At 66.2% G+C, this 12,595-nt stretch carries 16 protein-coding genes and 1 pseudogene; 5 read left to right on the top strand and 12 right to left on the bottom strand.

Annotated elements, in window-relative coordinates; translation table 11 throughout:
* The first annotated feature begins 28 nt into the window (after positions 1-28).
* On the top strand, positions 29-1,492 hold the full coding sequence (pdxR, locus tag JOF56_RS32485) for a MocR-like pyridoxine biosynthesis transcription factor PdxR (protein WP_209643263.1): 1,464 nt from the start codon (positions 29-31) through the stop codon (positions 1,490-1,492).
* On the opposite strand, the gene JOF56_RS32480 is transcribed toward pdxR, so the two are convergent.
* The gene (locus JOF56_RS32480; RefSeq protein WP_209643262.1) at positions 1,458-2,366 is read right to left on the bottom strand and encodes a nucleoside hydrolase; all 909 of its coding nucleotides are present in this window, start codon (positions 2,364-2,366) and stop codon (positions 1,458-1,460) included. The two genes, pdxR and JOF56_RS32480, sit on opposite strands and share 35 nt — an antisense overlap.
* A gap of 49 nt (positions 2,367-2,415) precedes the next feature.
* On the opposite strand from JOF56_RS32480, the gene JOF56_RS32475 reads away from it, so the two are divergent.
* Entirely contained in the window at positions 2,416-3,114 is a 699-nt protein-coding gene (locus tag JOF56_RS32475; protein ID WP_209643261.1) for a creatininase family protein, read from the top strand.
* A 120-nt stretch (positions 3,115-3,234) separates the two neighbouring features.
* Here JOF56_RS32475 and ribA read toward each other — a convergent pair whose 3' ends face one another.
* The 6 genes from ribA to JOF56_RS32445 are packed head-to-tail and all read right to left on the bottom strand — an operon-like array spanning position 3,235 to position 8,089.
* On the bottom strand, positions 3,235-3,855 hold the full coding sequence (ribA, locus tag JOF56_RS32470) for a GTP cyclohydrolase II (protein ID WP_209643260.1): 621 nt from the start codon (positions 3,853-3,855) through the stop codon (positions 3,235-3,237).
* Positions 3,852-4,829: a lysylphosphatidylglycerol synthase transmembrane domain-containing protein gene (locus JOF56_RS32465; RefSeq protein ID WP_209643259.1), complete on the bottom strand. Its 978-nt coding sequence runs from the start codon at positions 4,827-4,829 to the stop codon at positions 3,852-3,854. The genes ribA and JOF56_RS32465 overlap by 4 nt, the downstream gene beginning before the upstream one ends.
* A gap of 8 nt (positions 4,830-4,837) precedes the next feature.
* Entirely contained in the window at positions 4,838-5,644 is an 807-nt protein-coding gene (locus JOF56_RS32460) for a class I SAM-dependent methyltransferase (RefSeq protein ID WP_209643258.1), read from the bottom strand.
* Complete coding sequence (locus JOF56_RS32455) at positions 5,635-6,699, bottom strand: glycosyltransferase family 4 protein (protein ID WP_443667650.1); 1,065 nt, start codon at positions 6,697-6,699, stop codon at positions 5,635-5,637. The genes JOF56_RS32460 and JOF56_RS32455 overlap by 10 nt, the downstream gene beginning before the upstream one ends.
* The gene (locus JOF56_RS32450; RefSeq protein ID WP_209643257.1) at positions 6,690-7,088 is read right to left on the bottom strand and encodes a 6-pyruvoyl trahydropterin synthase family protein; all 399 of its coding nucleotides are present in this window, start codon (positions 7,086-7,088) and stop codon (positions 6,690-6,692) included. The genes JOF56_RS32455 and JOF56_RS32450 overlap by 10 nt, the downstream gene beginning before the upstream one ends.
* Positions 7,089-7,114: 26 nt before the next feature.
* Positions 7,115-8,089, bottom strand: a complete 975-nt coding sequence (locus JOF56_RS32445; RefSeq protein ID WP_209643256.1) for a zinc-dependent alcohol dehydrogenase — start codon at positions 8,087-8,089, stop codon at positions 7,115-7,117.
* Between the two features lie 105 nt (positions 8,090-8,194).
* Between JOF56_RS32445 and JOF56_RS32440 the strand changes: the two genes are divergently transcribed.
* Together JOF56_RS32440 and JOF56_RS32435 are read left to right on the top strand one after the other, a co-directional pair.
* Positions 8,195-8,839: a CDP-alcohol phosphatidyltransferase family protein gene (locus JOF56_RS32440; RefSeq protein ID WP_209648619.1), complete on the top strand. Its 645-nt coding sequence runs from the start codon at positions 8,195-8,197 to the stop codon at positions 8,837-8,839.
* Positions 8,840-8,972: 133 nt separating this feature from the next.
* A complete protein-coding gene (locus JOF56_RS32435) occupies positions 8,973-9,179 on the top strand; it encodes a hypothetical protein (RefSeq protein WP_209643255.1) in 207 nt (68 codons plus the stop codon).
* Between the two features lie 104 nt (positions 9,180-9,283).
* Here JOF56_RS32435 and JOF56_RS32430 read toward each other — a convergent pair whose 3' ends face one another.
* The 4 genes and pseudogenes from JOF56_RS32430 to JOF56_RS32415 form a co-directional block, all read right to left on the bottom strand.
* Positions 9,284-9,565, bottom strand: a complete 282-nt coding sequence (locus JOF56_RS32430; RefSeq protein WP_209643254.1) for an acyl carrier protein — start codon at positions 9,563-9,565, stop codon at positions 9,284-9,286.
* A gap of 77 nt (positions 9,566-9,642) precedes the next feature.
* Positions 9,643-9,777 (bottom strand): annotated as a pseudogene (locus JOF56_RS32425) (winged helix-turn-helix domain-containing protein); the annotation flags it as partial.
* 148 nt (positions 9,778-9,925) lie between these two features.
* Positions 9,926-10,120 (bottom strand): hypothetical protein, encoded by a 195-nt coding sequence (locus JOF56_RS32420; RefSeq protein WP_209643253.1) that lies wholly within the window; start codon positions 10,118-10,120, stop codon positions 9,926-9,928.
* Between the two features lie 24 nt (positions 10,121-10,144).
* Positions 10,145-10,678 carry a dihydrofolate reductase family protein gene (locus tag JOF56_RS32415; RefSeq protein WP_209643252.1) on the bottom strand — a complete coding sequence of 178 codons (534 nt, stop codon included), beginning with the start codon at positions 10,676-10,678 and terminating at the stop codon, positions 10,145-10,147.
* Between the two features lie 114 nt (positions 10,679-10,792).
* Between JOF56_RS32415 and JOF56_RS32410 the strand changes: the two genes are divergently transcribed.
* Positions 10,793-11,863, top strand: coding sequence for a damage-control phosphatase ARMT1 family protein (locus JOF56_RS32410; RefSeq protein WP_209643251.1), 1,071 nt, complete (start codon positions 10,793-10,795; stop codon positions 11,861-11,863).
* On the opposite strand, the gene JOF56_RS32405 is transcribed toward JOF56_RS32410, so the two are convergent.
* Positions 11,841-12,593: an SIR2 family NAD-dependent protein deacylase gene (locus JOF56_RS32405; protein WP_209643250.1), complete on the bottom strand. Its 753-nt coding sequence runs from the start codon at positions 12,591-12,593 to the stop codon at positions 11,841-11,843. The genes JOF56_RS32410 and JOF56_RS32405 overlap by 23 nt on opposite strands.
* Positions 12,594-12,595: the final 2 nt, after the last annotated feature.

Below are 12,595 nucleotides of genomic sequence, written 5' to 3'. Positions count from 1 at the left end.
GCAGCCACTGTGCTGCCACAATGGTCTCATGAGTAGGGCCAAACCAGGCCAGGATGAGGGGTCCATAACCGCCGGCTCGGACTTCCTGCAACTCGACATCGCCGACGCGCCGCCAGGTGGCCGGGCGGATTGGCTCGCCGCGCAACTCCGGCTGGCGATGTCGGACGGCCGTCTGCCGGTCGGCAGCAGGCTGCCTGCCACGCGCGTGCTCGCCGCTGAGCTGAGCGTGTCCCGTGGGGTGGTCACCGAGGCCTACCAACGGCTGATCGAGGACGGTCATGTCGCCGGTCGTGGACGCGGCGGGACTGTTGTTGTCGCCGTTCCGATCTCGGTCCCTGAGCACACCTCGACGTCTCTGTCCACAACGGACATGTTCCGGAGCACGCCGGGAAACGAGATCTTCGATTCGTACCGATCCGCCCCGGCCCGGTACGACCTCTCCCCCGGTGTTCCGGACCTCGCGGCGTTTCCCAGGACGGCCTGGCTACGCGCCGAACGTGCCGTGTTCAACTCCCTTGAGCCGTCAGCCTTCGGCTACGGGGACCCGCGTGGCACGCCTGCGATGCGGATCGCGGTCGCCAACTGGCTGGCTCGCACGCGCGGGATCAGGGCCGACCCCAGCGAGGTTCTCATCGTCGCCGGAGTCGCCCAAGCGCTTGGTCTGCTGGCCCAGGTCCTGCGGACCGACGGGATCACCCAGGTCGCGGTGGAGGACCCTGGATCACTGGGCGTGCGCCAGACTCTGGTCAACTGCGGCCTGGAAACCCCGCCTGTGCCAGTGGATTCCGCCGGGCTGCGGGTTGATTCGCTGGTGGCCAGCGGGGTCGACGCGGTCATGATGACGCCTGCGCACCAGTTCCCGACCGGCGTGATCCTCGACGGTGAGCGCAGGCGGCAACTGATGCGCTGGGGCGGGCTGATCATCGAGGACGACTACGACGCCGAACACCGCTACGACCGGCCGCCGGTCCCAGCTCTGCGCGCGATGCTCGCCGAGAACGTCTGTTACGCGGGCAGTGTGTCCAAATTGCTCGCTCCGGCTCTCCGGATCGGCTGGCTCCTGGTGCCTTCCCGCTACCGGGACGCCGCCGTGGCCGCGAAACGCAACGCGGATCTCGGCAATGCCGCTCTCCCGCAACTGGTTCTGGCCGAGCTGATGGCTTCCGGTGAACTCGAACGTCAGCTACGTTTCCTGCGACGGCGTCATATTCGGCGCCGGGACGCCATGATCGCCGCGGTTCGTACGCACCTTCCCTGCGCGGTGGTCCACGGCGCCGCTGCCGGTCTGCACCTCATGATCACATTCGACGCGGACTTCGCCGACGTCGACCTGGCAGGCGCGGCACTGTCCCGGGGCGTGAAGGTGCAACCGCTGTCGTGGCACTGTCAGCGGCCGTATCGACCCGGCCTGATCATGGGTTACGCCGCGAACCCGCCGTCCGAGATCGCCGAGGGCGTCAAGCTGCTCGGCCAAGTCGTTCGATCGCACTGAGCATCATGTCCCAGAACCCCGGCCGGTCCAGCTCGACCGCAACACGCACGTTCGCCGGCCGGCCTGTGATCCCGTGCAGATCGACCACGGTCGCTCCCCGCGTGTGCGTGCCATCCAGTTCCACAGCCACCGGCGCATCCACGAACTTCAGCAGGCTCGGCTTCGCGACAGCCGCCACCGCGACCGGATCATGCACCGGCGGATCCGGCATCCCGAACACCTCGTCATACGTCGATGCGAAGAACCGCAACAGATCCGCCATCGTGTCGGCCAGTGGCGTCGCCATCGCCCGCAGTCGTTCGAACACATCCGGCGTGGCAAGCGCCTGATGCGTGACGTCCAGGCCGCACATGGTCACCGGCAGGCCACTGGTGAACACCCGGTCGGCAGCCTCAGGATCAGCCCAGATATTGAACTCCGCCAACGGACGCCAGTTGCCGCGCCCGCAACTGCCACCCATCAGGACAATCTCCGGCCGCAGATCAGGCCTGCGCTCCAGAAGAGCAGCGACATTGGTCAGCGGCCCAGTCGCGACAATCGTCAACGGCGCCTGCTCAAGCAGCCGTTCCATCACAGCGACGGCGCCGTCACTGCTCAACAAGTCAGCCGGCTCAGGAAGATCCGCACCGTCCAGCGCGCTGGCACCATGAATCCGCGGTGCGGTCTTGTCCGAGGCGGCCCCGGCGGCGACCGGAATACCGGTGATCCCGGCGAGCGTGCACACTCTGAGAGCGTTCCGCGTCACCTGGTCGAGAGTCCCGTTCCCGGCCACGGTGGTGATGGCCCGCAGATCGATCCCCGGATGAGCGGCCGCGAGCAGGATGGCGAAAACATCGTCATGGCCAGGATCACAGTCCAGCACGACAGGGATCATGACCTGAAGACAATACTGATCGGAAACGCGTCAACTCCTGAAGGGCATCATGACGGAATTCCTTCCCCTGCACACCACCGTGGACGAACGGGACCGCAACGCCTCAGTCGCGATCCTGCCCATCGGCAGCTTCGAGCAACACGGTGCGATCCTCCCGCTGGCCACAGACACCGTCATCGCGTCCACCATCGCACGGGCCCTCAGCACCGCCTACCCGGTCTTCGAGCTTCCCCCCATAACAATCTCCTGCTCCCACGAACACTCAGCCTGGCCCGGAACCGTCAGCATCACAGCCAGGACCCTGTACACAGTCATCCAGGACATCGCAGCCTCCCTTCGCGGCTCAGGCATAGAGAAACTGGTCCTGGTCAACGCCCACGGCGGAAACTACGTCCTGTCCAATGTGGTCCAGGAGTCACAAGGTATGGCCCTCTTCCCCACCGAGACAGACTGGCTGACAGCAAGGGCGGCGGCAGGCCTCAAAAGCTCGATGCTCACCGACATGCACGCAGGCGAAATCGAAGTCTCGATACTCCTGCACGCCCACCCGCACGTAGTACGTCCCGACTACGCCACCCACGACCACATCGCCGACGACCGCCCCCACATGCTCACCCTCGGCCTGCAGGCATACACCGAATCAGGCGTCGTCGGCCTCCCTTCCCTCGCCACAGCCGAGAAAGGCCGCAACATCCTTTCCAGCCTGGTGACCTCCTTCGCCGCCACCCTGTCCATGCTGGAACAGTGACTGCGTCCTTGGTGGCTTCGGTTGGGGCCTGTTCGGGTTTTGCTTCGGTGTCGGTGGCCGCGCGCTTGGCTTGTTACAAAAAACTGGACCCCGGAAAATCCCGGGGTCCAGCCAGAGATATCAGCTCAAGTTGTCCAATTGTGGCAGGTAGTGGTCGAGCCGCTCCCGTTTTGCCTTCAGGTAGGGCAGGTTTTCGTCGTTCGGCTCCACCAGCAGGGGGACCTGTTCGCTGATGCAGATTCCGTGTTGGCGGAGACTGTCCAGTTTGCGGGGGTTGTTGGACAGCAGGCGGATTGCGGGGACGCCGAGGTCGTGCAGGATTTCGGCCGCTACTGTGTAGTCGCGGGAGTCTACGGGCAGGCCGAGGGCTACGTTGGCGTCCACTGTGTCCAGGCCGTCTTCTTGCAGGCGCATGGCTTTGAGTTTCGCGAGCAGGCCTATGCCGCGGCCTTCGTGGCCTTGCAGGTAGATCAGGATGCCTGCGCCTTCGGCGACTATTGCTCTCATGGCCGCTGATAACTGGTCGCCGCACTCGCACCGGGTTGATCCGAAGACGTCGCCGGTCAGGCATTCGGAGTGGACCCTGGTGAGTGGGTCGCGACCGGTTATGTCGCCGTAGACCAGGGCGACCTGTTCGTGGGCGCAGGTCGGGTCGGCGTACCCGATGGCCTGGAAGTCGCCGTATCTGGTGGGCAACCGCGTTTCGGCGGCGCGTCGGGTGAAGCCGGCCAATTCCGTCATAGTGCTTTTTCCAATCTCCGCAGCACCGGTGCGCGGAGAATCAGCACTCCGGCTCCGGGCAGGCTCGCGACCAGCGCGAGCACTCCGTAAACCACCGCGGTGGTGAGCCCCTGCGCGGCGCCCAGTCCAGCGGCGCCGAACACCACCGCGGCCACGCCTTCCCTGGGTCCCCAGCCCCCGATGTTGACTGGCAGTCCCATCGCGAGCAACGACAGCACCATCAGCGGCACCAGCTGGGCGATCGGCGCCGTCGATCCGACCGCGTGGGCCGCGACGACAAAAAGGGTGATGTGCCCCGCCAGTGCTGCTGCTGACAGTAGCGTGATTCCGGGCCACGCGTTGCGCGCGAGAAGTCCGGCCCGGATGTCGTCCATGGTGCGGCTGAGGCCGGTGTTGGCACGCGCCCAACGCCGTCCGGCGATGAACGCGATGGCCAGGATGGCCACAACACCGAGAACGATCAGGATGATGTCGCGTGGCAGACCCAACGACGGCACGGCCAGCAACACCGCGACGCCGGCGACGATGACCACGGCCTGACCGGCGATCCGTTCAAGGACAACGGCTCGCACGCCCCTGCCGACGTCACCTTCCTGCTGACCATGCTGAACCGCGCGTTGCACGTCGCCGAGCACGCCCGCGGGCAACACGGCATTGAGGAACAGCGCACGGTAGTAGTCAAGGACAGCACGCGAGAGCGACAACCGCAGGCCGAGACGGCGGGCGACCAGGCACCAGCGCCACGCGCTGAGCACCGTTGTCGCCAGTCCGATCCCGAGCGCGGCGAAGATCTCGCCCACGGTGATCACGCGCAACCCGTCCACAAAGCTCTGGGTACCCAATTGCCAGAAAAGAGCAACGATGATCCCGGCACCGACTGCCAGTTTCAGCCAGGCCCACAGTTTCTTCTTCTTCGCCGGTGCCGTCGCGACGGGAGCCGGCACCGGCCGGTCCAGGACGGGAGCGTCGATCATTGTTGTCATCATGCACCTGCCGGCAACGCGAGTAGGTCTTCGTGCTGGACGAGAACCCGCAGGTCAGCGTCCGTTGTCCGGCGTTCGAGGTACGCGTCGGCGTGCTCGGCCAGGTCTGGCTGGTGCTCGACGGCCGCAGCCACCCAGCCGTGCAGCCATTCAGTGATCAGTGCGCTGTCGGACGGCGCGAGGCGCCATGGACTGGCGGCCCGGCGCACGACGGCACCATGTTGTTCGAACAGAGCCACGGCTGTGTCCACAGCGTCCGGCCCAAGCAGACGGCGGCCGTCGGTGGTCCGGCGCTGGTGTGCGTTGAAGGCTTTGCCCAGTTCCGCGTCGAGCGCGTCCTCCGGTTCGAACTCCACCACGCCCACCACCGACAGTGCGAACACCGCCGGGCACTTCGCCTCGGTCAGAGCCGTGATGAGGGCGCCGAGCTCGTCCGCGGTGAGCAGGTCGAGCAATGCGGACGCCGTCACGAGCGACGTGCCGCTGAGGTCCGCCGCACGCAGCCGCGTGATGTCCTGAAGTTCGCCCGTGACGGTGACGGTGCGAGGCATCCCGGCGACGGCCCGCGAGAGCAGGCCGGGGTCACGGTCGTGCAGGATCCAGTGCTGCGGTCCGGGCAGCTGACCCGACAGCCACCGGCCCATCGAGCCGATGCCGCAGCCGAGGTCACGGATGATCAGGCCGGGCCGGCCGGCGAGATGTCCGGCCAGCGACTCGATCAGCTCAGCCGAACGCGCGGCGCCGTCGGCGACTTCCCGCAGCGCCAGCCATTCGGCTGGGTACGTGGTCCGATTGCTCAGAGGCATGCCGGCTCCTGCTGGACTTGGGCCAGCACGCCGGCCAGTTGCTGGGCGGCCTGGTCCCATGTGGTCAGCGTCTCGCGGCGGGCCTGCGCCGCGGCCCGCAACTGCTCACGCAGATCGGGCTCGGTGAGAAACCGGCGCAGTGCCCCGGCAAGCTTCCACTGGGAGGTCAGGATCCCGGGCACGGTGCCGTCCGGCGCTTGCCCGACGGTCTCCGGGATCGCGCCGGAGTCTGTTGCCAGCACAGGGATTCCCCGGGCGAGCGCCTCGGTGAGCACCATGCCGTATGTCTCGGTGTGCGACGGCAGCACAAGCAGATCCGCTGCGGCGTACGTGGCTTCCAGATCCGCGCCGATCCGCGGTCCGGTCAAGGAGATCCGGCCGGACAGGCCACGGTGCTCGATCAGCCCTCGCAGGAGATGTACGTACGCGGGGTCACGACGCAGCGAACCGACACAGTCACACGTGAACGGCAGGTCCCGGATGTCTCCGAGCGCCTCGACCAGCAGGTCCAGGCCCTTACGCCGGGTCACCGCGGCCACGCACACCAGCCGTGAACGGCCATCGCTGCCAGGCGCAAGCGGCGCAGGGTCGGTTCCCGGCGGTACGGCGTGCACCCGGTGAGCGTCCAGCGAGTGGTGCTCGATCAGGCGGCGCGCGGCCCACGGACTGGTCGCGATGACCGCGCTCGCCGCGTGCAGCGTCTCCCGCTCACGGGCATCAAGGTCGGCCGCGACGTCCCGGGCAAGACCCGTCTCGTCGGCCAGCGGCAGATGCACGAGCACAACGACTCGCAACCGGTTCGCTTCTGGCACAACGACCTCAGGAACCCCACACGCCACAAGCCCGTCGAGCAGGACGACCGACCCGTCGGCCAGACCGGCCAGCGTGGTGGCCAGCTCTCTCCGGCTGGTCTCGTCCGGCTTCGGCCAGCTGCCCGCGATGGGGATCTCGCGCACGGTGAGCGTCTGGCACATCCGCCGGTCGTAGACGTTGCCGCCACTGGGGACGGTCATGTCGTCGATGTCGCCTGGCAGCACGAAAGTGATCACAGCGATCGCCTGTAACTGGCCCAGGCCACATGGGACTCATGCAGCGTGATGGTGAGTTCGTTGAGTCCGTGCGCGCCTTCGCCGAGCTTGCCCGCCGCTATCGCGCCGGCGATCCTGTCGGCGATGACCTTGGCCAGGAACTCGGTCGAGGTGTTGATACCGGCGAACTCCTCGACGTCGTCGAGGTTGCGGTAGTTGAGCGCACCGAGCACCGCTTTGAGCTGCTCGCTGGCGAGTCCAATGTCGACGACGATGTTGTCGTCGTCGAGCTCGGCTCGCTGAAATGTCGCGTCCACGATGAACGTCGCGCCATGAAGCTGCTGCGCGGGGCCGAAGACCTCCCCGCGGAAGCTGTGAGCGACCATGACGTGATCGCGGACGGTGAGGCTGAACACCCGGGGGCCCTCCCAATCGGTTCGACTTACCTGCCGTCGTAGCTAATACGGATACAAAGGCCAGGTAGTTCACCAGTTGCCAGACCAGTCATCACCGAGGGCAGCTCATCGAACGGGAATTCCCTGGTGATCAGGGCTTCAAACCCCGGGTCGGCCAGCAGCCGCAGGGCGATAGCCATCCGATCGGCGTAGCTGCGCCGGCCTCGCCTGGCCTGGGCCACCGCACCCACCTGACTGGCGCGGATCGACAGCCTGCGCGAGTGAAACCACTCCCCTAACGGCAGGGTCACACGCCGTTCGCCGTACCAGCTGAGCTCGATGACCTCGCCGTCGTCGGCGAGCAGCTCGAGCGATCTGACCAGTCCCGCCTCCGTCGCACTGGCGTGTATGACCAGGTCACAGCCGTCAACGGCCTCGTCGGGAGTGGCGAACGGCACGCCGAGCGCCTCGGCGATGGCGGCCTTCGCCGGGTCGCTGTCGACCAGTTGGACCTCGGTCGCGGGGAACCCGGCGAGCACTTTGGCCACCGAGGCACCGACCATTCCCGCCCCGACGACAGCGATCCGGTCACCGACCATGGGTGCCGCATCCCACACCGCGTTCAACGCCGTCTCGACCGTCCCCGCGAGAATCGCCCGGCCCGCGGGCACGTCGTCGGGCACGACCGTCACGGCTGTGGCCGGGACCACGTAACGAGTCTGATGTGGATAGAGGCAGAAAACCGTCCTGCCCTTAAGGGTGATAGGTCCTTCCTCAACGAGACCGACGTTGAGGTAGCCGTACTTCACCGGGGCGGGGAAGCTACCTTCTTGGTACGGCGCCTGCATGGCGTCGTACTGGCTCTCCGGGACCTCGCCGCGGAAAACCAGCGTTTCGGTGCCACGGCTGACCCCGGAGAAAAGTGTTCGAACCAATACCTCATCCGCCGCGTGTTGTGACACATGAACAGGCTCAACCTCGCCGTGACCAGCCGACCGCACCCAGAACGCCCGTTCCGTCAATTCGCACCTCCACCTAGGCTTCCGATCACCTTAGGTATCGGGAGGGGTTCGGTGGCGCTGGAACCCGCCGCGGGAGCCGTCGCGCAGTTACTCCTGGTCACCGGGATGGCCCTGATCACACCGCTGAGCCTGGGCGGCTGGCTCACCGCGGTGGCGTACACCCTTGTCCTCACGGGAGCGCTCACCGTCGCGTTGATCAAAGCCAAGGCGCTGCGCCCAGGTCCAGCCGATCGGGTGACACTTGCCCGGGCGACCCTCGTCGGGTGTGTGACGGTGCTCGTGGTCGAGTCGTTCGCCGGGCCGCCGACACCGCTGGGGCTGCTGATCCCGCTTGCCGCGGTCGCGCTCATCGGCGACGCGATCGACGGTCAGATCGCGCGCCGGACCGGGACGGAGTCGTCGCTGGGCGCCCGGTTCGACATGGAGGTCGACGCCTTCCTGATCCTGGTTCTCAGCGTCTTCGTGTCCTCGTACCTTGGTCCGTGGGTGCTGGCGATGGGCCTGATGCGGTACGTGTTCGTGGCCGCGAGCTGGGCGATGCCGTGGCTGAAGGCACCGCTGCCGCACAGCATGGCGCGCAAGACCGTCGCCGCAGCTCAGGGAATCGTCCTGGTGCTGGCCGCCTCGGGCCTGTTGCCACACCTGATCAGCCTGCTCGTCACCGCGATCGCGCTGGGCTCGCTGGTCTGGTCGTTCGGCCGGGACGTGCTGTGGCTGTATCACCGGAGCTTCGGGCGGCAGGCCGGTTAGCCCATCCAGCAGAGCCCGGACCAGCTCTTTGGCATGAATTCACCAACCCGGCGTTTAGCCCGGGCGGCCACGGGGAAACCGTGGTGTGGTCTTCGTGCGCGGAGGCAAGATCTGGTTCTGCTGGGAGAGTTGCATGAATGAAACCAACGACGAGAACGCCGCGGCGGTCCCCGTCACCGAGACGGGCAAGGAGCTGCACCACCTGCGGACCCGCATCGACCAGCAATCGCAACAGCTCAACAGACACGCCCGCGAGCTGACCGCACTGCACAACGATTTGGAGGACCTCGACCAGCGCATCGACGCGCATCAACACAGGGACGGCCAGGCGACCGGATGAGCGGTTGCGTCGGCGGTCATGACGATTTCCCGTCTCATTCGTACGTACGTTTTACGGGAATCAAAAAAATAGGGGTCATGCCGGGTTGAGACCAGGGCCGGAATTCACACCAGAACGACGAGCATCGAGGACAGCACGCCCCACAGCACACCCGGCGTCGAGAAGGTCGCCATGGTCAGCGCCTCGTCACGGAACCGCACGTCGTAGCCGCTTTCCAGCTCCGCGAGCAGTTCGACCATGCCCATCGAGTCCAGTCCCAGATCACGGAGACCGACCTCCGGGGTGAGTGCCACGTCAGCGTCCAGGAAAGGAAGGACGTTGCGGAGGGCGGATTCGAACCGGGAGTCGAAGGCGGGAGCGGCTAGGACGCTTGTGTAAGTTGTCATGAGAGAATCATGACCGCCTTGAACGAGCGTGTCAATCGCTTGTATAAATCCGTCGAGGAATAGGGGTGAATAGCGGCCTACCCCAGCCGATAGCCCATTCCGCGCACGGTCTCGATGTGCTCCGCGCCGATCTTGCGGCGCAGGGTCCGCACGTACACGTCCACCACGTTCGACCCGGGATCGAAGTCGTAACCCCACACGTGCGACAGCATCAGCAGCACGAGCCAGCCCATCGCCGCGACGCGCTTGATCCGGACCACGCGTTCCACCCTGCCGACCGGCCGTGACGGCCGGGTGAGATGAAGATGAGGACTTCTTCATCTTCACCTGGCGTCAGCGATCACGCAGCTGAAGGGGTGGTCAGTGCGCGTTGAGCGGGCCTTCGGGGCCGAGGTCGTACGGCCGGTGGATCTTGGGCAGGTCCCATTCGACCGTATCGACGGTCTCGATCATCTCGCTCGGGTGGACACGGGGCGGGAGCTCGCCGAACTGCGCGAACCGCAGAAACGCCAACTCTTCGTCGGTGAACCGCTCGGTACGCTCGTTCTCGTCCATGAACGCCAGTATCCGCCGAATTCCTCAGCGCTGGTAGCGAAGCAGCACGACCTTCTCGTCCAGCAACCGCGTCTCGGCGAGATCCAAGTCGATGCGCGCGGCCGGGTCCTTGAAGTTCGGTTTCCCGCCGCCCAGCACGACCGGATGCACGAAGACCAGGTACTCGTCGATCATGCGGCGCGCGGTGAGGCTCGCGGCCAGGCCCGACCCGCCGAACATGATCTTGTCGCCCGGGATCGCGGCCAGTTCGTCCACATCAGTGACCACCTGGGTGTTCCATTCGGCTTTCGCAACAGTCGTCGAGACGACGATTTTCGATTTCTCCCGCCACAGTTTGGCGAACCGCACGTCGTGGGGGTGCGTCGAGACCTCGTCGGCCGTCGGCCAGTAGCCCGACATCAGCTCCCAGACGCCACGGCCGTAGAGGAAGTGCGTGGCCTTCTCGCTGGCCTCGTTGGCGTACGCGGACATCTCGGCGCCGAAGACCGGCCAGTCGAACTCACCGTTCGGGCCGCAGATGAAGCCGTCGACGGACTGGTGCACCAGGTTGGTGATCATGGCGGTTCTCCTCGCTCAAAGGGTTGTGCTCGTTTCGACCAGGCATACGCGGGATACTCACCGGCAAACTGATGTGACCCCGGCCACACCAACGCCTTGTCTACGCTCGGTCCTGTGCGTGCATCCGTTGTGACTCTTGAAAGTGCCTTCGCCCACCAGGTGTTCCACGAGCGGCACCCGGAGATGATCCGGCGACTGTTCGACGCGCACCCGTACGGGCCTGCGGAACGTACGGCGCTGGAGGCGCTCGTCGCCGAGACGCATGACGGCGTGATCACGCTGGCCGACGATGCTTTCGACCGTGACCGCTGGCTCGCCTGGGACCGCGGGTACATCGGCACACCCTGGTCGAAGGCGCCTTTCCTGTGGGCCGAAAGCTACTTCTACCGGCGATTGCTCGGTGCCGTGGGCTACTTCGACACCGGGGTCGACCCGTTCGCGCCGTTCAAGACCGCCGAACTGCTCTCCCCCAGCCTCGCCGAGGACTACGGCTGGCTCCGCGAGGACTTGGACTTCGACACGGCTTTGCTGGCGTCGCTGTACGGAAACCGCGCCGACCTTGGATTCCAGCTGATAGCCGGGTCGACAGACGTCCACGATCAACTCGTCGCCGACGACAGCGCTCATGTCCGGGAGTTCTTCGACGCGCACGGTCCCGTGCCGGTGACGTTCGTCCTGGACAACGCGGGCCGGGAACTGTTGTCCGACTTGATTTTCGCCGACCACCTGCTGACATCCGGCCGGGCCAGCGAGATCCTGCTGCACACCAAGCCGTACCCGTACTTCGTCTCCGATGCCACGCACACGGACGTCGGCGAATGCCTACGCCGGCTGCGCGATCTCCCTGGCGGCGCGGGAGACCGGCTGCACAAGGCCGCCGCGGAAGGGCGGATGCGCTTGCGCACCCACCCCTTCCACTGTGCTCCACTGTCCTTCCGGGACATGCCGGAAGACCTGGATCTCGGCCATGGGCTGACGATCTTCAAGGGCGATCTCAACTACCGGCGGCTGGTCGGCGACTGCTACTGGGAGCCCGGAACTTCCTTCCAGGACGCCGTTTCCTATCTCGCGGGGCCAGTTGTGGCACTGCGGATACTCAAGTCCGAAGTGCTCGTCGGCGCCGAAGTCGACCCGGCCGAGCGCGTGACCGGCGCACACGCGCTCATCCAGATGAACCAGCCATGATCTCGGCGCAGACCTTGGGCACGGCCGTGCCGATCGGCTCCCGGATCACCTCGGTCGCGATTCGGTCATAAGGCGTCGGATCGCGATTGATGATCACCAGGCTGGCACCCGCGGCCACGGCGACCGCGCACATCGACGCCGCGGGTTCGACCTCGAGCGAACTGCCGATCGCCAGGAACAACTGGCTCGCCGCAGCGATCTTCTCGGCCTGGCCGAGCACGTCGCCGTCCAGGTACTCACCAAAGAGGACGATGCCGAGCTTCAGCACGCCACCGCACTGCGCGCACGGCGGGTCGGGTTCGCCGGCCCGCACCCTGGCTATGACATCGGCGCTCGTCACGGTCGCTTCGCACTTCGTGCAGGCCGCCTTGTGCATGGAACCGTGCAGCTCCAGCACTTTCCGGTCGGCAAGCCCGGCGCGCTGGTGCAGGCCGTCGATGTTCTGGGTCAGGACACGCAACGCCACACCCGACTGATCCAGCTCCGCGAGCGCCCGGTGCGCCGGGTTCGGCTCAGCGACCCAGGCCGTGTGCCCGCTGTAGGTCGACCAGAACCGCTTGCGGACTTCACCGTCGGTCATGAACCGGTCGTAGGTGAATGCCTCGGCCAGGCTGGGATCCTTGGTCCACAAGCCATCCGGGCCACGGAAGTCCGGGATGCCGGAGTCCGTCGAGATCCCGGCACCGGTCAGCACGGCAACCCTCTTGACCCCACGCGCCCACTCGTTCATAC

Origin of the sequence: Kibdelosporangium banguiense, from assembly GCF_017876405.1 — a bacterium.
GTDB classification, from domain to species: Bacteria; Actinomycetota; Actinomycetes; order Mycobacteriales; family Pseudonocardiaceae; genus Kibdelosporangium; species Kibdelosporangium banguiense.
This window is presented reverse-complemented; position numbering and strand designations above follow the sequence as displayed.

Coding starts and splice junctions, on each gene's coding strand:
- pdxR (WP_209643263.1), top strand. CDS start 29: ATGAGTAGGGCCAAACCAGGCCAGGATGAGGGGTCCATAACCGCCGGC.
- JOF56_RS32435 (WP_209643255.1), top strand. CDS start 8,973: ATGAATGAAACCAACGACGAGAACGCCGCGGCGGTCCCCGTCACCGAG.
- JOF56_RS32475 (WP_209643261.1), top strand. CDS start 2,416: ATGACGGAATTCCTTCCCCTGCACACCACCGTGGACGAACGGGACCGC.
- JOF56_RS32460 (WP_209643258.1), bottom strand. CDS start 5,644: ATGCCTCTGAGCAATCGGACCACGTACCCAGCCGAATGGCTGGCGCTG.
- JOF56_RS32465 (WP_209643259.1), bottom strand. CDS start 4,829: ATGATCGACGCTCCCGTCCTGGACCGGCCGGTGCCGGCTCCCGTCGCG.
- JOF56_RS32430 (WP_209643254.1), bottom strand. CDS start 9,565: ATGACAACTTACACAAGCGTCCTAGCCGCTCCCGCCTTCGACTCCCGG.
- JOF56_RS32440 (WP_209648619.1), top strand. CDS start 8,195: ATGGCCCTGATCACACCGCTGAGCCTGGGCGGCTGGCTCACCGCGGTG.
- JOF56_RS32420 (WP_209643253.1), bottom strand. CDS start 10,120: ATGGACGAGAACGAGCGTACCGAGCGGTTCACCGACGAAGAGTTGGCG.
- JOF56_RS32415 (WP_209643252.1), bottom strand. CDS start 10,678: ATGATCACCAACCTGGTGCACCAGTCCGTCGACGGCTTCATCTGCGGC.
- ribA (WP_209643260.1), bottom strand. CDS start 3,855: ATGACGGAATTGGCCGGCTTCACCCGACGCGCCGCCGAAACGCGGTTG.
- JOF56_RS32405 (WP_209643250.1), bottom strand. CDS start 12,593: ATGAACGAGTGGGCGCGTGGGGTCAAGAGGGTTGCCGTGCTGACCGGT.
- JOF56_RS32480 (WP_209643262.1), bottom strand. CDS start 2,366: ATGATCCCTGTCGTGCTGGACTGTGATCCTGGCCATGACGATGTTTTC.